We start from the raw sequence: 19797 nt of genomic DNA on the forward strand, positions 1-19797 counted from the left end.
CCGTTGGGCTTAATTGCTATTTATACTATGATAGCGATGATCCCGCGTACCAACCCGCTTACCGGCTGCCCAGGAGGAGCGCTGAATGACGCTCAGCACCGACCCCGCCAACCAGCCCGTCACACTCGACCTCACCGGCGAAACCAGTCCCTATCCGTTCTTCGAATACATGAGGCGCACGGAGCCCGTGTGGCACGGCGAACTGAGCGATCGTGAGCAGATACCGGAGGAGTTGCGGCCCAGCGACGAGTGGGTCTTGTTCAGCTACGACGCGGTCCATCGGGCCTTCCGCGACGACCGGATCTTCACGTCGGCCGCTTACGACAAGACGATCGGGTTGGTGATGGGCCATACCATCCTCGCGATGGGCGGGAAGGAACACCACGATCATCGCAGCCTGGTGGCGAAGGCTTTTCGAGCGACCGCCCTGGAACGTTGGGAACCGTCGGTCATCGCGCCGATCTGCGATCAGTTGATCGACGAGATCAAGAACGATGGCCACGCCGACTTGGTGAAGGCGCTGACGTTCGAATTTCCCACCCGGATCATTTCGAAGTTGCTCGGGCTACCGCCGGAGGATCTGGACATGTTCCGGCGGTTGTCCCTCGGCCTTATTTCGATCCAGGCCGACATCATGGCGGGGCTGAACGCGGCGGAGGAGCTGCACGGCTATTTTCTCGAACAAGTCGAGCAGCGGCGGCGCAATCATACCGACGACATCATCGGCGACCTGGTGGCGGCCGAGATAGACGGAGAGAAGCTCACCGACGAGGCGATCATCGCGTTCCTGCGCCTGTTGTTGCCCGCCGGGCTGGAGACCACCTACCGGTCGTCTGGCAACTTGCTGTACCTGCTGCTGACCCATCCCGACCAGTTGGCGATGGTGTCCCGGGACCGGTCGTTGATACCCGTGGCCATCGAGGAGGGTTTGCGGGTCGAGACCCCGCTGACCATGGTCATGCGAACCACCACCGAAGAAATCGAGATCGGCGGCAAGACAATACCGGCCGACGCCCAGATAGACCTGTGCATGGGCTCGGCCAATCGCGACGAAACGCGCTGGGCTGACCCAGATGTATTCGATATCAACCGGCCACGCAACGCCCACATCGCGTTCGCCGGCGGCATCCACATGTGCCTCGGCATGCACCTGGCTCGGCTCGAGACCCGGGTCATGCTGAACAGCCTGTTCGACCGCGTCAAGGATCTGGCTTTCGTGGCCGACGACGGAACCGGCCAGGAATCGAAGATCGTCGGGCTGACGTTCCGCTCCCCCAACAAGCTTCCGGTCACGTTCGCCCCGGCCACATGAAAAGCCGCGCGGCGCTCCTGCACGACGTCGGCGGACCCTGGTCCGTCGAGGAATTCGAACTCGATCCGCCCCGCGCCGGCGAGGTCCTGGTCGAGATGGCGGCCGCCGGCCTGTGTCACTCCGACGACCACATCCTCAAAGGGGACATGTCGGCACCCAACGAGGTGATGCGATCCCTCGGCCTACCAACCATGTTCCCGACGATCGGAGGTCATGAGGGATCCGGCGTCGTACGCCAAGTTGGTGATGGGGTAACGGACTTCGCCCCCGGCGACCACGTGGTGATGTCGTTCGTCGCGGTGTGTGGACAATGCCGCTGGTGCGCGACGGGTATGGAATATATCTGTGACGTCGGCGCTTTCACCCTCACTCCGGGTATGCCCACCGACGGCACCTTTCGCCATCACACCGCCGACGGCCGGCCGCTGGGCCATCTGGCCAAGGTCGGGGCGTTCGCCGAACACACTGTGGTGTCGACCAATTCACTGGTGAAGATCGAGCCGCACCTGCCGTTGGCGCCAAGCGCGTTGTTGTCGTGCGCCATTCCGACCGGCTTCGGTTCGGCCGCCAATCGCGCAGGCGTGCGCGGCGGTGACACGGTCGTCGTCATCGGCGCGGGCGGAATCGGCACGGGCGCGATCCAGGGCGCACGGATCAGCGGCGCCGCGCAGATCATCGCCGTGGACCCGGTGGACTTCAAGCAGAAATCGGCGCTGCAGTTCGGCGCGACCCACAGTGCTGGAACGATCGCCGAAGCGCAGGAGATGGTGCGGGACTTGACATACGGCGTCATGGCCGACGCCGTGGTGGTCTCCCCTTCGCTGATCACCGCGGGTGACGTCCGCGATGCGCTGCAGCTGACCCGCAAGGGCGGGACGTGTGTGCTCACCGGCATGACATCACAGCTCACCCGGTCGGTGAAGATCGACCTGCAGGACTTCATCCTGATGAACAAGACGCTGGCGGGGACCATCTTTGGCTCGTGCAACCCGAGGGCGGACATCGCCCGGCTGGCACGGCTCTATCAAACCGGGCAGCTCCAGCTTGATGAGATGATCACCCGCCGCTACCGCCTCGATGAGATCAACGATGCCTACGACGACCTCCGTAACGGCAAAATCATCCGCGGCATCATCGATTTCGGGCTCAGCTGAGGCCTTTCCGGCCCATCACCCGTTGCAGTTGACCGTAGGCGTCGATCGGACTGTGCAGCGCAAGGCCACCGTCCGCGTGGACGACTTGGCCCGTCACCCAGGGCAACTCGAGGACACCCATGATCGCGCCGGCCACGTCGACGGCGTCCCCCAGACCGCCCAGCGGCGTCCGTTCGGACAGTGCTTCCACCCAGCCCGGCAGCTGTTCGGGTTTCGCCAGCATCGGCGTGCGCGTGACGCCGGGCCCCACCGCGTTGACCCGGATGCCGTGAGCACCCCACTCCACGGCTGCGACCTTCACCAACATGTCCACTCCCGCCTTGGACACGCAGTAGGCACCCATGTCCCGATCGGCGACGGTGCCGCTGATGCTGGAGACCGCAACGATCGAGCCGCCGACCCCGGCGTCGACCAGTGCCCGCGCCCCGGCGCGAATCGTCAGCCAGGTGCCCGTGAGGTTGACCCCCAACACTCGGTTCCATTCCGCGGGTGACTGCTCGAACAACAGGCCCGACGCGCCGACTCCGGCGCAAGCGACGATTCGCGTGGGCGCGCCGTGGTCGCGCACGGTTTGTTCCATGGCGGCCGACACCGCGTCGGGATCGCTGACGTCGCAGGCGATGTCGCCACCGACCAGATCCCACACCACTACGTCATGGCGCGCATCGCGGAGCCGTCCGGCAACTTCACGCCCAATTCCGGATCCGCCGCCGGTGACCAGCGCCGTCATTGCGCCGGTCCGATCAGCTCGACCAGGACGCCATCGGGCGCGGTGATGATAGCCATCGGCACCGTCTTTCCGCCCAGAGCCGGCATGGTGATTCGATGAACACCGTCGGCGAATCCCAATTCGGCGAGCCTGGCGAGCGTCTCGTCGACGTCACGCTGCAGGGAGAGCAGGAAGAAGCCGTGCCGCGGACGCTGGAAAGGCACGGCCGCCTCGTCGGCGCCCTCGAAGACGACCAGTTCGACGATGCCGGTATCGGGCGCCTGGGGATCGCCCAGGAATATCGACTGCAACCGGTCGGTCTTGGCGCCGAACAGTTCTGGCCAGTTCCCGGTGAAGGTATGGTCGAACAGTTCGGCGAGTCCGAGGCCGTCGCGCCAGAACTGCTTCGAGCGCTCTACGTCGGCGGTGCAGATCGCGGCATGGTGAACACCCAACATTGGCTTCCTCTCGATTGCAGAGCTTGTCCACCATCATGCAACGTCGACTGTTGACGCGGAACGCCTGCCTACATCTTGATCGCGGGGATCAACCTGCTGAGATTCCAGACCCGGTCTCTTCGCGCGCACAGGCAGGAGATCGCCAGTGCGACAGCCGTTATCCCAACCAGGACGATGATCGCCTGCCATAGTCGGGCGTCGATGCCGCCGAGTATGAGCTGCCGGAGTCCGTTGACGCCATAGGTCATCGGGTCGAATCGGTGCAAGATCTGGAAAGGCCGTGACGTGGTTTCTACTGGATACATGCCGCCCGCGCTGACGAGCTGCAACATCAGCAGGGCCATGATCAGCACCCGGCCCACCGCGGGACCGACAAGCGCATTGATCGCCTGCGTCGCGGCCACGAATGCGCCGGAAATCAGCATCATGAACGCCAGCATCGCCGCCGGGTGCACGGCGTGCACGCCGAGGGCGAACCGGACCACGCAGTAAAGGATGATGGCTTGGAATATCGCGATCGCGGCGGCAGGTAGATAGCTGGCGAGCACCACGCGGATCGCGAGCACCTCCGCGGCGATCGCACGGCTCTGCAAGGGGCGCAGCACCATCCACAGCACCAGGGCACCGAAGAACAAGGCGAGCGTGAGGAAGAACGGAGCCATGCCGGTGCCGAAGTTGGGCGCGGCGTTCTCGTGTGAAGCCTCCAGTTTTACCGGACCACCGATGGTGTCGGCGACCGCATCTTTTTGCTGAGTTGTCCAGTTGGGCACCTGCTTGGCCCCGTCGGCGAGTTTGGTCGCCAGCTCGGCAGACCCCGTCTTGAGTTGTCGCGCGCCGTCGTCGAGTTTGGCTATGCCGCTGGCTAATTCGGCATTGCCGGTGGCAACCTGCTGGGCTCCGTCGCGCAGCTGGGTGAGCCTGTTCGTCAGGTCCTGCCCCTTGATGCCCACCTGGTCGAGGGCCGACCCGAGCGGACTGCCTGGGCTACGCAACCCCGATGTCAAGGCGATCGCCGCGTTCTGCGCATCGGTGAGCTGCTGGCGGATCTGGGGCGTGAACTGGTGACCCCGGAGCTGGTCTTGGATGCCGCGTAGGTTGTTTGCCAGCGGATCCTGTCGTGCGGAGAGCTGATCGATTACCGATGAGAGCGAGTTTGCGGCTGCATCCTGCGCCGTGGCGATGGCGCCGATCTGGTCGTTGGCCTGCGCAAGCGCGGTTGCACCCTGTTGCAGTTGCTGTGTGCTGCCGCCGATTTGCGACACCGCCTTGGTCACCGCGAGCAGCGGATCGGTGGCTTGGTTGATTCCGTCTGAGAGTTGCTTGGCTCCGGCGGCGAGCGTTGCCGAGCCGGATCGGGCGGTGTCCAGACCGGTTACCAGCTGACCGGCGCCGTCATCGAGTTGAGCGGCCCCGTCGGCCGCCTGCTTGATACCCGAACCCGACGAAACCACGACCGACAGCACCTGATTGACGGCTTGCCCCGAGATCCGGCTGGACACGGCGTTGAGTACCTGGCCGATGGCGGTGCGACCGATGCTCGTCGAGATGTAGTTGTTGGCGTCGTTGTAGACGGCGATCAGGTTGGCCTTCTTGGGTTGACCGGTCACCGGTGATGCGATCGCCGCGCTGAAGTCCGGCGGCAACTCGACCATGAAGTAGTACTTGCCGTGGTCGACTCCGTTGCGGGCCTCCGCCAAGTCCACGACGTGCCAGTCCAAACCGCCGTCCGCGGTCAAACTCTTGGCGATCTCCGCGCCGGCGTTGAATTGCTGCCCGGACACGACGGCGCCACGGTCGGAGTTGACCAGTGCCACCGGCATTTTGTTGGTGTGGCCGAAGGGATCCCAGAACGCCCACAGGTACAGCGCCCCATACACCAGGGGCAGCAGCATCAGCACGATGATGGCCACGCGCGTCAATCGGCTGCGGCCGAAACGTTTGATCTCCGAGCCGAATGCGAGTCCAGCCAGCATCTTCAGTCCTCTCCGATCACGATGCGGTGATCGTGTAGTTCATGGTCGGGTGCGTCCGCGCCAAGCGGGTTGGTCACCCCGACGACTACCGTGCGCTGCTTCGCGATCACGCCGAGCCTGTCGGCCGCGATCGCTCGCCGGGAATTGTCACGAACCTGCTCAAGGTCGCCGACCACCAGGATCGGACGATGCGATAGCAACGCCAGCGTGATTCGCAGCAAGAACAGTTCCAGGTCCGACAATTCAACGATGTAGGTGTCGGGGGACGGTGCGGGCATTTCACCGAAAACCTCTGTCAGCTCGGCCGGCCCCGATTGCAGCGGCACCGATGAATACCACGGCGCCAACCACCGGCGTTGCTCGGCGAGCACGGTCCCCACGGTCACCGATTCCTCCAGGTCGTCAATGTCTTCGAAGGCCGCGATCGAGCAGTGCCGCCGGATGGCGCGCGCGGTTGTTTCCCCGAGGACGGTCAGTGTGCCGCGGGTCGGCTTGAAACGTCCAGCGAGCGTCAGCAGGAGCGTGGTCTGGCCAGGTCCGCCGGGCATCTGAATCGCGTGAAAACCCGGAGTGAGCGTGAGATCGATATCCGAGAAGAGGGGGCCGTGCTCGCCGTCGACGCCTAAACCGTGGGCGGTGATCACCGGCGCTTCAGCATCCGGCACATCATTTGTATCCATGGTGAGGTCCTCCCTGCTCGGCGGAAACCAGGACCGATTCCAGCGCTGCGGTGATCAGCTGCGCGAGCAGATCGGGGTTCATGGCCCCAGGGCGCAGGATCTCTTCCATCGCGATACCGAGGTTGATCGTGACGACGAGCTGGGCGACGTCGACCAGCTCCCGATCCGACGCCTCGGAGGCGGTCGATCTGACGATGTGCAGCGCTTGGTCGGCGGCGGCGGCGCGGCGGCGTTCGATGAGGCGCTCGCGCAATTGGGGGTCACGCTGGGCGCGCAGCCAATACTCGACGAACAACACGTAATAGTCGGAATGGTCGCGAACCGTGTCAAGCACCGATCTACTCAATTCGCGTGCGGCCGCGCCGATGTCGCCGCCGCTGCTGTCCAGCGCTGTCGCAATCTGCTCGCCACGAAGCTCGAACTGGCGGTCGAGGAGGGCCAGGACCAGTTCGTCCTTGGACTCAAAATTCGAATAGACCGCGCCCTTGGTGAAGCCCGCGGCCTGCCCGATCGCGTCGATGGTGGCACCGGCGAACCCTTCGGCGGCGAATACCTTCGACGCCGCGTCCAGGATCCGGTCGCGGACCTCGTCGCGAGTGGGGCGGGTTCGGGGCGGCTTGACAGGCGACATGACCAGTAGCATACTCCTCAGTATCGGTTAGATACCACCTGGTATCGAACGCAGAGGCAGGCTGCCTTTCGGCTGGCTTCGGCGCCGCCATGCTGGCGTGGCGCTCGGCGGTCTGTGCCGCGGCTAGGTGACCTTGGCCAAGGCGCGATCCCACAGCTCCCGCGCGAGCACGGGATCGTCGGCCGCGCGGTTGGCCCTCGCGACTTTGCCCCTCGCGTAGTACTCGCCGGATGCCCAGTCGACGCCGGGCGTACTGGAGGCCAACCACACCAGCTGGTCGGCACCCCGGTCCGGGGTTTTGATGAGGCGGCTGACCGGGGTGCGCTGCATGGTCGTCAGAAAACGTGAGCCCGACGAGTGACCGATGTTGGTGTTGACGAAGCCCGGGTGCACCACGGCGGCCGACAGCCCGTCGGCGTGGTAGCGCCGATGTAATTCTTTGGTGAACAAGATGTTTGCCAGTTTCGCCAGCGCGTAGGCGGTGCTCGGCGTGCGCCGGGCGGTCGTTTCGAAATCGTCGAGGGTGACGTGGCGGAGCAGCCGCTGCGACGAGCTCGACGTGTTGACGATGACGGCGTGCGACGCGACGAGCACGTCGAGCAACATGGTGGTGAGCAGAAAGGGCGCCAGGTAGTTGACCTGAAGAGTGATCTCGTGGCCGTCTGCGGTGTTGCGCAACTTGCTGAACACGCCGCCGGCGTTGTTGCCCAGTACGTCGATGCGCGGGCATTCCGAGCGGATCTTGTCCGCCAGGGCCCGCACTTGGCACAGGTCCGCGAAGTCGGCCGCAAAGTAAGCGGCGTTCAGCTCAGCGGCAATGACGGCAATCTTGCTTTGGGTCCGTCCGACCACTACGACGTTCGCGCCGCTGCGGTGTAGCCGGCGGGCCGCCGCGGCGCCGATTCCGTCACTGGCGCCCGTGATGACAATCGTCCTACGCGTCATTGCCTAGTCCTCCACGGGGAGTCTAACCAGGGCGGGACGGCCTCCTGGGTCACGCCAACGCGTAGCGCACCGGCAAGTGTTTGAGGCCACCGACGAAGGTGGTGGCCATGAGTTCCGGGTCACCAGTCAGTTCAATGGATTTGAGCCTGGGCAGCAGCTCGGTGAAGAAGCTGTTGACCTCCATGCGAGCCAAAGCCGCGCCCATGCAGAAGTGCACCCCGTAGCCGAAGGCCAGGTGCTTGTTGGGGTCGCGCCCGACGTCGAAGCGGAACGGGTCGACGAAGACGTCCTCGTCGCGGTTGGCCGAGACGTAGGACAGCAGCACCGAATCCCCGGCCGCGATGGGCACTCCGCGCACGGTGGTGTCCTCGGTGGCGGTGCGCATGAATTCCTTGACGGGGGTGACCCAGCGGATCATTTCCTCGGTGGCCAGTGGCATCAGATCGAGGTTGTCGCGCAGGCGCTCGAGCTGGTCGGGATTGTCGATGAGCGCCTGCAGGCCGCCGGAGATGGTCGCACTGGTGGTGTCGTGCCCCGCGGTGGCGACGATGAGGTAATACGACACGGTGTCGATGTCCGATAGCGGCTCGCCGTCGACGCGGGCGTTGGCGATGGCGGACGCCAGATCCTCGGTGGGGTGCTCGCGGCGGGACTCGGTCACCCCGTTGAAGTACTGGAACATGTCGAACAAGGCGGGCAGCTGATCCTCGTTGGTGGTGCCCCGCTTGAATTCGGAATCGTCACTGCCGAACAATTCCTGGGTCAGCTTGAGCATCCTCGGGAAGTCTGCCTCCGGCAGGCCCAGCAGCGACATGATCACGTAGAGCGGGTAATTGACCGCTACCTCCTGGACGAAGTCGCACTCAGGGCTGGCGGCCATCATCTTGTCGACGTAGATTTTTGCGAGCTCGTCGACGCGAACCTTCAACGCCCGCATCGCCTTTGGCCTGAACCAGTCGGACCCGATCGCACGCACCACCCGATGCTGCGGGTCGTCGAGGTGGATCAGCGTGCGCACGCCCGCGGCCGCTTGCATCTCGTCGCCCTCTGCTGTCGTCAGGACGGGGCGGGGCCAGTTGGTGAACAGCATGTTCTCGCGTTCGATGTCCATAATGTCGGCGTGCTTGGTGATCGCCCAGAACGGCCGGTAGTCCGGCACCTCGACCCACGACACCGGTGCGTTGGCGCGCAAATGCGTCAGCGCCGCGTGCAAACGCCGCTCGTCGGTGTAGGCCAAAGGGTCCGCCAGCAGGTTAGCGGACTCGTCTACCGTGGTTGTGCTCACTCGCGAAACTCCTTCAGTGCGGCTGTGATACAGGACTGGGAGGCGTTGAAGAAGATGGGCAGAACCCGGTCGACGCCGTGGCAGCGATCCCTGAGGGCGGCGGCGATGGTGTCCACCGGGCCGACGACGGCAAAGGCCGCGAGCGCCTCGTCGTCGATCAGCGAGCCCATGGCGTCCCATTCACCCGCGATGGACAGGCGGTGCAGTTCGGTCTGCAGGTCTCCCCAACCGTGCAGTTCCAACACCCTGCGGTATGCGGGCGTCGACCCGTAGAAGGCGATCTGCTTGCGCACGGCGGCGGTGGCGGCCGTCAGTTCGTCCTCGTTCTCGCCGGTCGCGATCATCACCTCGCTGGACACTTCAAAGTCGCTGCGGCTCCTGCCGGTTCGCTGCATGCCGCGGAGCAGCGCCGGCATCGTGACCTCGTCCAGGTAGCGCTTGGAAACCATCGGGTGCCCCAGGTGGCCATCGGCGACCTCGCCGCACATCTCGGTCATCGCCTCGCCCACCGCCGCGATGAAGACTCTCGGCGCGGAATAGGGTTGCGGCTCCGGGGTGAACATCGGCGTCATGATCTTGTGCGTGTAGAACTCGCCCTCGAACCGCAGCTTCCCGCCGTCTTTCCAAGCCGACCAGATCGCATGCAGGGCGGCGACGAACTCGCGCATCCGGCGCGCGGGATGGCTCCACGGCATGCTGAACCGTTTTTCGATGTGGGGCTGAATCTGGGTGCCCAGCCCGAGGATGAACCGGCCCTTCGAGTACGCCTGCAGGTCCCAACCGATGTTGGCGACGATCATCGGGTTGCGGGCGAACGCCACGGCGATGTTGGTGCCGAGTTCGAGCCGCGACGTGCGCTCGGCGGCCAGCAGCAGCGGCAGGAACGGGTCGTGACTGGTCTCCGCGGTCCAGCCGCCGTCGTACCCGTCGCGTTCCAGGGCGACCGCCGCATCGGTCACCCGGGCGAGTTGATTGGGGATGCCCCCGTCGACCTTGAGGCGGGCGGCGTCGGGCATGCGGGTAACTTTACAGTAAGCAATCCAGTATGTGACCCTGCAGACGTAGCGACCGCAAGCGCGGCGTAGCCGGGCGCGGCGGGTCGCCGGCACCGGGCCTGCTCGCCAGACGAACCATCCATGAGGTAGGACAGAGGCATGCCGAAAGCCCAGGACTGGGGAGAAACGCTCGACGATCTCGGGCGGCGCCGCGAGCGCGCGTGGGGTATGGGTGGTCCCGAGCGGCTCGACAAGCACCGCGGCAAGGGCAAGCTCGATGCGCGGGCGCGCATCGAGCGCCTCCTCGACCCGGGGACCTTCCGCGAAATCGGCACGCTGGTCGGCGGTGACATCGCGGCCGACGGCCTGGTCGTCGGCTCCGGATTGATCAACGGTTCGCCGGTGATGCTGGGCTCGGAGGACTTCACCACCATGGCCGGCAGCATCGGACCCGGAGGCAACTCCAAGCGCTACCGCATCGCCGAACTCGCGCTGCGCGACAAGGTTCCCCTGGTGATGCTGCTCGAAGGCGCCGGCTTTCGCCCTGGCGGTGGACATTACGGCCGCGCCCCAACCGACCTGCTCGCCCAGGCGCAGTGCTCGGGCCGGGTACCGACCGTCGCCGCCGTACTCGGCCCCTCGGCCGGACACGGCGCCCTCGTCGCCCCGGTCTGCGACTTCCGGATCATGAGCGCTCAGGGCGCGATCTTCACCGCCGGACCGCCGGTCGTCAAAGAGTCCACCGGAGAAGAGATCTCGAAGGAGGACCTCGGCGGCCCCGGCACCGCCGTGCCGAGCGGCGTGATCCACAACGTCGCCGACGACGACGAAGCCGTGATCGACGATATTCGGCGCTACCTGTCGTACTTCCCGCCGAGCGCGTGGTCGTACCCGGCGCAGTTGCCGCCGGACGGGGACAGCGAGCCACGTGCGACGCCCGAACTACTCGACATCGTCTCTCGCGACAACCGCCGCGTCTACGACATGCGTGCCGTGCTGGACGTGGTCTTCGACCGGCCCGACTGGTTCGAAGTCCAGCCGCAGTACGGCAAGGCGATCATCTGCGCGTTGGCCCATCTCGGTGGCCACCCGGTCGCGGTTGTCGCGAACCAGCCCAACGTGCTCGCGGGCTCCATCGACGCCGACGCGGCGGACAAGGCGGCACATTTCATCATGGTGGCCGACTCTTTCCATCTGCCCATCGTGTTCCTCGCCGATAACCCCGGCATGCTGCCAGGTAGTCGGTCCGAGCGCAGCGGCGTGCTGCGCGCCGGTGCGCGGATGTTCGCCGCGCAGACGGCGGCGACCACGGTCAAGTTGCACGTCACTTTGCGCAAGGCATACGGATTCGGCTCGATGGTCATGTCGCTGTTGGGTTTCGATCACCAGAGCGCGACCTTCGCTTATCCGGGCGCGACCATGGGCGCCATGAGCGCCGCCGCGCTGGGCCGGGCGACGCATGCCGGTGAGGACATCGCCGCGAAGCTGCGTGACGCCGAGCTGCAGGCGTCCTATCGCTCGGCCGAACATCTGGGATTCGACGAATTGATCGATCCCCGCGAAACCCGTGATGCCTTACTCAGTTCACTGCTTCGTGGACTGTCCAGCCGGCAGGCCGCCGCCGAACCGGTCAGCCGGACCGTCATCATGCCTTAACGGGCTAAGCGCTCCCCCGATAGGCCGCGATCACGGGCTCGAGTTCGTCCGGTGTCGCGCCGTGCATGATCACCGCGTCGGCCCCGTAGTCGAATTCCTTGCGCACGCGATCCGCGCATTGCCGGGCAGACCCGGTAGCCGACGGCGCCAGCCACTCGTCGGGGATCAACGTCGCGATGTGCTCGATCTGCTCGGCCGTGGCCTTGTGGTCGATCCCGCCGGCGATCGACGTCACCACCGGGTCGTCCCGGAAGCGTTGCAGCACAGCCGGATCCCAGTTGTTAGTCCGCACCATCAAGTCGCCGTAGCCCTGCAGATAGGTGGCCAGGCGCGCGACCGTCTTCTTCAGCCGCAGCTCCTCGGGAAGGTGGTCGCCGACGGTCGCAAAGCACGACCACACCCGCACGCTGTCCGGGTCGCGGCCGGCCTTTTCGGCCGCGGCCTTCACCGTCTTCGCGCAGCGCTGCAGCGTCTCGGGGGTGAAATAGGTGTGCAGGATGACGTCGTCGAACACGCGTCCCCCGAGTTCGAGTGTCTTCGGTCCGAAAGCCACCAGCGCCAACCGGATTTGCTCGTTGAAGTCGGGGTCGAGGAACAGGATCGGGTATTTGCCCATCGGCCCATCGTGGTTGAAGATCAGCTCGCCGCGCCACAGGCGCCGCATGACCTGTGCCCAGTCCTCCATCTGCGCGGTGGTGACCGCCGGTATGCCGAACGCCCCGTAGATCGCCGCGATTCCCCGGCCGATCCCCAGCGTGAAGCGCCCGCGGGAGAGCCGGTGCATGGTAGTGGCCCACGACCCGGTGATCAGCGGATGGCGGGTGTTGTGATTGGTTGCGGCGGTGGCGATCTGCATCCGGGTCGTCACGGCGCACGCTGCCCCCGTCAGCGACGACGCCTCCTTGACGTTCCAGCGCTCGGAGATGAACGCGGTGCCGAGACCCAGCTCCTCGCCCCGGCGGGCCTCGTCGACCAGTGTTGCCGGGCCTTCCCCGCCGGCACCAGCCAGCAAGTAGTAACCCAATTCATCAAGCGTGCGATCGCTCAACTCCAAACTCCTTGCTGATAGCCGCAATTCCAGACCTCGGCGATCTTCCCGTCGACGACGCGGAACACCTCGATGCTGGCGACGTTGCTCTCGGCGCCGTCCTTGGTTGTCATCGACGAGTCGTAGACGATCGCGACATGCTCGCCGTCGTCTCCGGCGGCGACGACGTTCAGATCGAATCTCAACTTGTCGAACATCGCCCAGACGTCCTTGACCCGGCTGACGGCCTGGTCGCGGGTCAGCGTATGCGCCTCGCCCACCCCGTGCCGGATCACGGTGTCGGCGAACAACTCCTCGGCCAGCTCCAGGTTGTGCTCGTTCCAGACGACGAGGTTGTAGAGTTCGACGACTTCGCGGGCCGTGCGGGCGGCTCCCATCAGCCGGTGACCTCGCGCAGGAATCGATCGGTCACCCGCTGCACGCGCCGGGAGAAAATGTGCCCGACGTGGCTGCCGTCGTACCAGTACAGTTGGCCGCCCCAGCGCGCCTGCAACTCGACCGCGGGATCGCGCATCGCCATCCGGTCATGCCACGCGCCGACGATGAGCCGGCGATGCGGCGGGGGCGCGGGGTCCACCCGCAGCGGATCGATCACCGAGGTCAGCTTAACTACCTCCGGAGACGCCAGCAGGTCGCGGAAGCCGTCGCGGGAGGCCCCCCAGCGCCCCAAGTGCCGGGCAATCATCGCGTTGAGTCCCAGTATCGGCGTGTACAGCGCAACCGCCTCCACCTGCCTTTCCAGGTGCGAAACCAGCGCGGCGACCGGGGTTCCCATTGAAATCCCCGCTACCACAACGGCACTGGCCTGCGGCCGCGCCCAGCGCACCACCGCGCGGATCTCGGACACCGAACGCATCATGCCGGCGACGTTGCCCAATGGGTCCATGTCCGGGTAGGCGGGCCACTCCCGGCGTCGGCAGCCGTGACCGGGCTGCACCGGCAGTGCGACGTTGAACCCGAGTTGGTGGTGTATGCGGCCGATGCGACTCAGCAGCAGGTCTTCGGTGCCGCCCTGACCGGCGCCGTGCACCCAGATCAGCCACGGCCTCGGGCCATCGGGGTGCCGGCACAGGTGCACCACCGCTCGCGCCGGCCCGCCCAGCCCCTCGGCCGCAAGGGATTCCGGCAACGCCGGGTCATGTTCGAATGCCATCCGTTCATACGCGAGGTTGCCGATGCGGCGCCGCCCCACCGAGGTCGCCCGCAACGGTCTCGGCTCGGCGTGCGCACGGTCGATACCCAGGGCGGCCAATTCTTCGGCAGCGGTGGTGCAGCCATGGAGCGACCGGATGCCCGCGGGAGTCCCGCCCAATAACGAAAACCCGCTCAGGACAAGCTCGTCCAGCATCACCTCGCCGAACTGGCGTAGCCCGCGTGGCGACGCTGGAACCCAGCGCGTCGATTGGTTCAGGCCGGCGACCGTACGGGGCACCAACATGCCGAGTTCGCGGGTCACGTCCCTGGCGAGACCCAGGCCTTGCGTTACCTTCGACATTTCAGTCACCTACGCCAGCTTGAAACCGGCGCGTCCGCCGGCCGCGATTTCGTCGCGGCGCTGGGAACACATCGCGCCAAGACTCGGCATCCTTGGTGCCCGGGCATCGGCAGCAGTGCGCCTTCGAACGGCCGGAAAGCTTCCGGCTCGTCAGCCGCCTCCGTCATTTCGCTCCTTGCCGTGCACAGGCTGGACTGCTGAAATCTATACTGTAACGGACTTAGTATCAGGCAATCGGAGGCTTCGGCGTGAAAGTGCCCTTCACCTGGAAGGTCACCGGGTGGTTCATGGTCGGGTGGTCGCCCGAATTCCCGGTTGGCGAGGTGCGGCCGCTGCACTACTTCGGCGAGGATCTGGTCGCCTACCGCGACGAGTCCGGCGAATTACACGTCCTGGAGGCGCACTGCAAGCACCTCGGTGCCCACATCGGCCACGGTGGAAAGGTGCTCGGCGACTGCGTCGAATGCCCCTTCCATGGCTGGCGCTGGGGCCCGGACGGCACCAACCGGTACATCCCCTATCAACCCGACCGGCCCAACCGCGCGCTTCGGCTGCGGGTGTACCCGGTGCGCGAGCAGTACGACTGCGTGTTCGTCTGGCACCAGCCGGAAGGCAAGGAGCCGCAGTGGGACATGCCGGACATCTTCCGGAAATTTCCGCAATTCGAAACCGACCCGGCGGCGTATTACCGCGCGTACCCGGAGTTCTCTCGGCGCGCCGAACGCGAGCCGGTGCATCCGCAGATCGTGGCGGAGAATGCTCCCGACAGCGCACATTTCGAATACGTACACCACGCCACGGTGACGCCGCGGGTGCTGGACTGGAAGATCGTCGACCACGAGTGGCAGTTCGTCGCGGGATGGCCAGACGCGCGCAGCGACAACCCCGACGATCTCGCGCTGCGGTTCCACAGTCACCTGTTTGGCCTGGGCGGAGCGATCAGCGTCTTCGAGGGGGCACAGAACCATCGGCTGATCTTCACCTGCACGCCGGTCGACGACGAGTGTTCGGACCTGTTCTATTCGATCTGGTGGCCACGGGTCCCCGGCGACACATCCGATGTACCGCAGGGCAAGCTGCGCGACGTGATCGAACAGCAATTCCTGTCCACCGTCTTCGACGATCTGCAAATCTGGCGCTACCAAAAGTACGTGGAGAATCCGGCGCTTTCCAAGGTCGACGCGAAAGGGTATATGGCACTGCGGAAGTGGGCGAAGCAGTTCTATGACGTCCCGGCCGAAGTGTCCGCATCGGCATGACAGCGAAACTTGCCGAAGTCGCGGCGCCCGAGCACACCGCGATCGTCACGCAGGAATGCCAGGGCGCCGTCATCGGGCCCAACGCCGGACTGGCGATGCTGGCCGAGGAAGCACGGCGGGTCGCCCTGCCTAATATCGTGCGGCTGTTGCCGGCGGCACGGGCGGCCGGGGCACGCGTCGTGCACTGCCTGGTGCAACGGCGGCCCGATGGGCTCGGCTCCAACCACAACGCCAAGATCTTCGCCATGGGGCACGGTCAGGTTGACATCACCCTGGGCACCCCCGGTGCGGCCCTGCTCCCCGAATTGGGCCCCGAGCCCGACGATCTGGTGCTGAGCCGCTGGCACGGCGTCGGGCCGATGGGCGGCACGGACCTGGACGCGATACTGCGCAATCTGGGGGTCTCCACCATCGTTGTCGTCGGGGTGTCGCTGAACATCGCCATCCCCAATGTCGTCATGGACGCCGTCAACGCCGCCTACCGCGTCATCGTGCCCCGCGATGCGGTCGCCGGCATACCCACCGAATATGGAGAGGCCATCATCGCCAACACCCTGTCCCTGCTTGCGACCATTACCACCACCGAAGAGCTGCTCGACGTGTGGACGCAGCGATGACCGACACCGCACCCGGAGTTCGCGGCGGGTTCCCCGACGTCAAACCAGTCGAGGACGCTCCCGAGGAACTGGGGCCCTTCGTCGCCGCGCTGCGCCGCCTGCAGGACCTGACCGTGTCCACCAAGCCTGACCCCGCGCTTTGGGCCGCCGCGACCGTGCACCTGGAGAACGCATGCGCGCTGCTGAACGGCCACCAGGTTCCGGAGACCGAGTCGGTAGCCGGCCGAGTGCTGAGCCTGCCCGGGTTGGCCCATCCCTTGATGCCGCCCTGGATGGTCACCGAGTCATGTCCCGATGGCGTGACTATGGCGGGCCATTTCACCACCGCCCACATTGGCGGGAACCGGGCCGTGCACGGCGGCATGATCCCGCTGTTCTACGACTGGCTGTTCGGGATGGTGGTCTCCACAGCGGGCACGCCACCCACCCGGACCGCATACCTGCACGTCGATTACCGCAACATCACCCCGATCGACGAGCCGCTGACCGCCCAGGGACAAATCTCCGCCATCGACGGCAGGAAAGTTTTCATTGACGCTACTATGACAGCCGGCAATGGAACCTTGCTCAGCGAAGCCAACGGCTTGATGGTTCGCCTGCTACCCCACCAGCCGTGAGAGGCCTAATGTCCGACACAGCAACACAATTCACGGTTCCCGCCGTCGCGGCGGCCGTCGCGGCCGCGATTCCCGATCGGGAGCTGCTGATCCAGGGCGGACGGCGGTACAGCTACGTAGAAGTGCTCGAACGGTCGCACCGCCTCGCCGCGTACCTGCACTCCCGTGGGCTGGGGTGCCACACCGAACGCTCCGCGATTCCCGGCCATGAGGCCGGCCAGGACCTGCTCGGCATCTACGCCTACAACGGGAACGAATTCGTCGAGGCGTTGCTGGGCGCGTTTCAGGCCAGAGTCGCCCCGTTCAACGTCAACTTCCGCTACGTCAAGAGCGAGCTGCAGTATCTCTTGGCGGATTCCGGGGCGACCGCGCTGATCTACCACGCCACGTTCGCGCCGCGGGTGGCCGAGATCTTGCCGGACCTGCCCCAGCTGCGCGTCCTGATCCAGATCGCCGATGACTCCGGCAACGAATTGATCTACGGCGCAGTGGATTACGAGAGCATTATCGCGTCTTCCACGCTGGAGCCACCACCGGTACAGCCTTCGCCCGACGATCTGTACGTCCTGTACACGGGCGGCACGACGGGGATGCCGAAAGGTGTGCTGTGGCGCCAGCACGACATCTTCATGACGTCCTTCGGCGGGCGCAACCTGATGACCGGGGAGCCGTTCGGATCCGTCGACGAAATCGCGGCGGGGGTCGCCGCGGGCCCCGGCACCAAGCTGATGATCCTGCCGCCGCTGATGCACGGCGCGGCTCAGTGGAGCGTGATGACGGCGATCACGACCGGACAATCCGTCGTCTTCCCGTCGGTCGTTGACCGTCTGGACGCCGAAGAGGTCGTCCGCACCATCGAGCGCGAGCGGGTGACCGTGGTGACGGTGGTCGGTGATGCGATGGCCCGCCCGTTGGTCGCCGCCATCGAGAAAGGGATCGCGGACGTGTCGTCGTTGGCCGTGGTCGCCAACGGGGGCGCGTTGCTCACCCCGTTCGTCAAGCAGCGGTTGATCGAAGTCCTGCCTAATGCCGTCGTCGTCGACGGTGTCGGATCCTCGGAAACCGGCGCGCAGATGCACCACATGTCGATGTCGGGAGCGGTTTCGACCGGCACCTTCACCGCGGGACCGGACACGTTCGTGGCTGCCGAAGATTTGGCCTCGATCCTGGACCCGGGTCACGACGGAATGGGCTGGCTCGCGCAGCGCGGGTACGTTCCGCTCGGCTACAAGGGCGATGCGGCCAAGACCGCCAAGACATTTCCCGTCATCGACGGGGTCCGGTATGCGATCCCGGGTGACCGGGCCCGCCACCGCGCCGATGGCTCTGTCGAACTGCTGGGCCGCGATTCCGTGACGATCAACTCGGGCGGCGAAAAGATCTTCGTCGAGGAGGTCGAGACCGCCATCGCGTCGCACCCCGCAGTGGCCGACGTGGTGGTCGCCGGACGTCCCAGTGAGCGGTGGGGCCAGGAGGTCGTGGCCGTCGTCGCACTGGCCGAGGGTGCCCGCGCCGACGCCGAGGAGTTGGTCGCCCACGCCGGGCAATCGCTGGCCCGCTACAAACTTCCCAAGGCGATCGTGTTCCGCGCGGCAATCGAGCGCAGTCCGTCGGGCAAGGCCGACTACCGGTGGGCGCGCGAGCAGGCGGTAAACGGCTGACCGGCGGGCACGCCCATATTGTCTACTGTAAGAATTACAGTACGATCTTACGCAAGGGCATGCCATTCACGCAGAAGATGCTGGAGAGCCAAGGTGACGACCAACGTTCACGCCGCCGGTGCCGACGGCCGGACCGTCAGCCTGCGTGATCCCTACCCGTTCTTCGCGCGAAAGCGCCGCGAATCCGGGGTGTTCCGCGAGACGGTCATGGACTACTCCAAGACGCCCGAGTCGCTCATGCCCAAGCGGGAGTACTCCGCGGTGTCCTTCGACGCGGTGAATACGGTGTTCCGGGACGGCCGAGTGTTCAGCTCCGCACCGTACGACAAGACGATCGGCCTCTTCATGGGGCCGACCATCCTGGCGATGGAGGGAAAGAAGCATCGCGACCATCGCAACCTGGTGTCCGCGGCGTTCAAGTCCAAGGCGCTGGCCCGCTGGGAGAACACCATCGTGCGGCCGATCTGCAACGCGCTGATCGACGAATTCATCGCCCGCGGTGCAGCAGACCTAGTCCGCAACTTCACCTTCGAATTCCCCACCCGCGTCATCGCCCAACTGCTCGGGTTGCCGGCCGACGACTTGCCGATGTTCCGCAAGCGCGCCGTGCAATTGATCAGCTACCACGTCGACTACGAGAGCGCGTTCGAGGCGTCGGCGGCGCTCAAGGACTACTTCGTCGAGCAGATCGAACAGCGCAAATCCCAGCCCACCGAGGACATCATCGGCGATCTGGTCACCGCCGAGATCGACGGCGAAAAGCTAAGCGACGAAGCCATTTACTCCTTCCTGCGGCTGCTGCTGCCGGCCGGCTTGGAAACCACGTACCGGTCGTCGGGCAACCTGCTGTACCTGCTGCTCACCCACCCGGACCAGTTCGACGCGGTGCAGGCCGATCGCGAACTCCTGCCCCAGGCGATCGAGGAAGGGCTGCGCTTCGAGACGCCGCTCACCACCGTGCAGCGATTCACCACCGAGGACACCCAACTCGAAGGAGTCGAGATTCCGGCACGCGCGGTGGTGGGCGTGTGCATAGGGTCGGCGAACCGCGACGAACGGCGCTGGGATCGTTCGGAAGAGTTCGACATCTTCCGCAAGCACCAACCGCACATCTCCTTCGCCGCCGGTGAGCACACGTGCCTGGGGCTGCACCTGGCGCGGCTGGAGACCCGCGTCGCGGTCGAATGCCTGCTGGACCGGATGACCGACGTCAGGCTGCTCACGGACGACGACCCACACATCCACGGCCAGCCCTTCCGTTCGCCGACGGCGCTTCCCGTGACGTTCAAGGCAAAGTAGGGT

At 65.6% G+C, this 19797-nt stretch carries 19 protein-coding genes; 8 read left to right on the plus strand and 11 right to left on the minus strand.

The window, feature by feature from the left end:
* Positions 1-85: 85 nt before the first annotated feature.
* Positions 86-1312, plus strand: coding sequence for a cytochrome P450 (locus A5756_RS21315; RefSeq protein WP_066957191.1), 1227 nt, complete (start codon positions 86-88; stop codon positions 1310-1312).
* Positions 1309-2466 (plus strand): Zn-dependent alcohol dehydrogenase, encoded by a 1158-nt coding sequence (locus A5756_RS21320; protein WP_066957193.1) that lies wholly within the window; start codon positions 1309-1311, stop codon positions 2464-2466. Before A5756_RS21315 ends, A5756_RS21320 begins: the two co-directional genes overlap by 4 nt.
* On the opposite strand, the gene A5756_RS21325 is transcribed toward A5756_RS21320, so the two are convergent.
* The 8 genes from A5756_RS21325 to A5756_RS21360 form a co-directional block, all read right to left on the minus strand.
* The gene (locus A5756_RS21325) at positions 2459-3196 is read right to left on the minus strand and encodes an SDR family NAD(P)-dependent oxidoreductase (protein ID WP_066957195.1); all 738 of its coding nucleotides are present in this window, start codon (positions 3194-3196) and stop codon (positions 2459-2461) included. The genes A5756_RS21320 and A5756_RS21325 overlap by 8 nt on opposite strands.
* Positions 3193-3633: a VOC family protein gene (locus A5756_RS21330; protein ID WP_066957196.1), complete on the minus strand. Its 441-nt coding sequence runs from the start codon at positions 3631-3633 to the stop codon at positions 3193-3195. Before A5756_RS21330 ends, A5756_RS21325 begins: the two co-directional genes overlap by 4 nt.
* Positions 3634-3701: 68 nt before the next feature.
* Positions 3702-5606: a YhgE/Pip domain-containing protein gene (locus A5756_RS21335; RefSeq protein ID WP_066957198.1), complete on the minus strand. Its 1905-nt coding sequence runs from the start codon at positions 5604-5606 to the stop codon at positions 3702-3704.
* Positions 5607-5608: 2 nt separating this feature from the next.
* Complete coding sequence (locus tag A5756_RS21340; protein WP_066957200.1) at positions 5609-6286, minus strand: hypothetical protein; 678 nt, start codon at positions 6284-6286, stop codon at positions 5609-5611.
* Complete coding sequence (locus A5756_RS21345) at positions 6273-6929, minus strand: TetR/AcrR family transcriptional regulator (protein WP_066957202.1); 657 nt, start codon at positions 6927-6929, stop codon at positions 6273-6275. The genes A5756_RS21340 and A5756_RS21345 overlap by 14 nt, the downstream gene beginning before the upstream one ends.
* Before the next feature lie 111 nt (positions 6930-7040).
* Positions 7041-7862, minus strand: a complete 822-nt coding sequence (locus A5756_RS21350; protein WP_066957204.1) for an SDR family NAD(P)-dependent oxidoreductase — start codon at positions 7860-7862, stop codon at positions 7041-7043.
* A gap of 49 nt (positions 7863-7911) precedes the next feature.
* Complete coding sequence (locus A5756_RS21355; protein ID WP_066957206.1) at positions 7912-9147, minus strand: cytochrome P450; 1236 nt, start codon at positions 9145-9147, stop codon at positions 7912-7914.
* The gene (locus A5756_RS21360; RefSeq protein WP_066957208.1) at positions 9144-10163 is read right to left on the minus strand and encodes an LLM class F420-dependent oxidoreductase; all 1020 of its coding nucleotides are present in this window, start codon (positions 10161-10163) and stop codon (positions 9144-9146) included. The genes A5756_RS21355 and A5756_RS21360 overlap by 4 nt, the downstream gene beginning before the upstream one ends.
* 138 nt (positions 10164-10301) lie before the next feature.
* On the opposite strand from A5756_RS21360, the gene A5756_RS21365 reads away from it, so the two are divergent.
* Positions 10302-11798 carry an acyl-CoA carboxylase subunit beta gene (locus A5756_RS21365; RefSeq protein WP_066957210.1) on the plus strand — a complete coding sequence of 499 codons (1497 nt, stop codon included), beginning with the start codon at positions 10302-10304 and terminating at the stop codon, positions 11796-11798.
* Between the two features lie 4 nt (positions 11799-11802).
* On the opposite strand, the gene A5756_RS21370 is transcribed toward A5756_RS21365, so the two are convergent.
* From A5756_RS21370 to A5756_RS21380, 3 genes are read right to left on the minus strand one after another with little or no spacing between them, the layout of a single operon-like run.
* A complete protein-coding gene (locus A5756_RS21370; protein WP_066957294.1) occupies positions 11803-12846 on the minus strand; it encodes a TIGR03857 family LLM class F420-dependent oxidoreductase in 1044 nt (347 codons plus the stop codon).
* Positions 12843-13223, minus strand: coding sequence for a nuclear transport factor 2 family protein (locus A5756_RS21375; protein WP_066957212.1), 381 nt, complete (start codon positions 13221-13223; stop codon positions 12843-12845). Before A5756_RS21375 ends, A5756_RS21370 begins: the two co-directional genes overlap by 4 nt.
* Positions 13223-14341, minus strand: a complete 1119-nt coding sequence (locus tag A5756_RS21380) for a PHB depolymerase family esterase (protein WP_066957214.1) — start codon at positions 14339-14341, stop codon at positions 13223-13225. The genes A5756_RS21375 and A5756_RS21380 overlap by 1 nt, the downstream gene beginning before the upstream one ends.
* A 248-nt stretch (positions 14342-14589) precedes the next feature.
* Between A5756_RS21380 and A5756_RS21385 the strand changes: the two genes are divergently transcribed.
* The 5 genes from A5756_RS21385 (at position 14590) to A5756_RS21405 (ending at position 19794) form a co-directional block, all read left to right on the plus strand.
* Positions 14590-15600 carry a Rieske 2Fe-2S domain-containing protein gene (locus A5756_RS21385; protein WP_066957216.1) on the plus strand — a complete coding sequence of 337 codons (1011 nt, stop codon included), beginning with the start codon at positions 14590-14592 and terminating at the stop codon, positions 15598-15600.
* Positions 15597-16217 carry a cysteine hydrolase gene (locus tag A5756_RS21390; RefSeq protein WP_066957218.1) on the plus strand — a complete coding sequence of 207 codons (621 nt, stop codon included), beginning with the start codon at positions 15597-15599 and terminating at the stop codon, positions 16215-16217. The genes A5756_RS21385 and A5756_RS21390 overlap by 4 nt, the downstream gene beginning before the upstream one ends.
* Positions 16214-16834 (plus strand): PaaI family thioesterase, encoded by a 621-nt coding sequence (locus A5756_RS21395; protein ID WP_066957220.1) that lies wholly within the window; start codon positions 16214-16216, stop codon positions 16832-16834. Before A5756_RS21390 ends, A5756_RS21395 begins: the two co-directional genes overlap by 4 nt.
* Positions 16835-16842: 8 nt before the next feature.
* Positions 16843-18495 carry an acyl-CoA synthetase gene (locus tag A5756_RS21400; RefSeq protein WP_066957222.1) on the plus strand — a complete coding sequence of 551 codons (1653 nt, stop codon included), beginning with the start codon at positions 16843-16845 and terminating at the stop codon, positions 18493-18495.
* A gap of 93 nt (positions 18496-18588) precedes the next feature.
* On the plus strand, positions 18589-19794 hold the full coding sequence (locus tag A5756_RS21405) for a cytochrome P450 (RefSeq protein ID WP_066957224.1): 1206 nt from the start codon (positions 18589-18591) through the stop codon (positions 19792-19794).
* Positions 19795-19797: the final 3 nt, after the last annotated feature.

It is taken from the genome of Mycobacterium sp. 852002-53434_SCH5985345 (assembly GCF_001667155.1).
GTDB lineage: Bacteria > Actinomycetota > Actinomycetes > Mycobacteriales > Mycobacteriaceae > Mycobacterium.

Bases quoted from the DNA above. Each gene is read 5' to 3' on its own strand.
- A5756_RS21315 (WP_066957191.1), top strand. From the start codon at position 86: ATGACGCTCAGCACCGACCCCGCCAACCAGCCCGTCACACTCGACCTC.
- A5756_RS21320 (WP_066957193.1), top strand. From the start codon at position 1,309: ATGAAAAGCCGCGCGGCGCTCCTGCACGACGTCGGCGGACCCTGGTCC.
- A5756_RS21325 (WP_066957195.1), bottom strand. From the start codon at position 3,196: ATGACGGCGCTGGTCACCGGCGGCGGATCCGGAATTGGGCGTGAAGTT.
- A5756_RS21330 (WP_066957196.1), bottom strand. From the start codon at position 3,633: ATGTTGGGTGTTCACCATGCCGCGATCTGCACCGCCGACGTAGAGCGC.
- A5756_RS21335 (WP_066957198.1), bottom strand. From the start codon at position 5,606: ATGCTGGCTGGACTCGCATTCGGCTCGGAGATCAAACGTTTCGGCCGC.
- A5756_RS21340 (WP_066957200.1), bottom strand. From the start codon at position 6,286: ATGGATACAAATGATGTGCCGGATGCTGAAGCGCCGGTGATCACCGCC.
- A5756_RS21345 (WP_066957202.1), bottom strand. From the start codon at position 6,929: ATGCTACTGGTCATGTCGCCTGTCAAGCCGCCCCGAACCCGCCCCACT.
- A5756_RS21350 (WP_066957204.1), bottom strand. From the start codon at position 7,862: ATGACGCGTAGGACGATTGTCATCACGGGCGCCAGTGACGGAATCGGC.
- A5756_RS21360 (WP_066957208.1), bottom strand. From the start codon at position 10,163: ATGCCCGACGCCGCCCGCCTCAAGGTCGACGGGGGCATCCCCAATCAA.
- A5756_RS21365 (WP_066957210.1), top strand. From the start codon at position 10,302: ATGCCGAAAGCCCAGGACTGGGGAGAAACGCTCGACGATCTCGGGCGG.
- A5756_RS21375 (WP_066957212.1), bottom strand. From the start codon at position 13,223: ATGGGAGCCGCCCGCACGGCCCGCGAAGTCGTCGAACTCTACAACCTC.
- A5756_RS21380 (WP_066957214.1), bottom strand. From the start codon at position 14,341: ATGTCGAAGGTAACGCAAGGCCTGGGTCTCGCCAGGGACGTGACCCGC.
- A5756_RS21390 (WP_066957218.1), top strand. From the start codon at position 15,597: ATGACAGCGAAACTTGCCGAAGTCGCGGCGCCCGAGCACACCGCGATC.
- A5756_RS21395 (WP_066957220.1), top strand. From the start codon at position 16,214: ATGACCGACACCGCACCCGGAGTTCGCGGCGGGTTCCCCGACGTCAAA.
- A5756_RS21400 (WP_066957222.1), top strand. From the start codon at position 16,843: ATGTCCGACACAGCAACACAATTCACGGTTCCCGCCGTCGCGGCGGCC.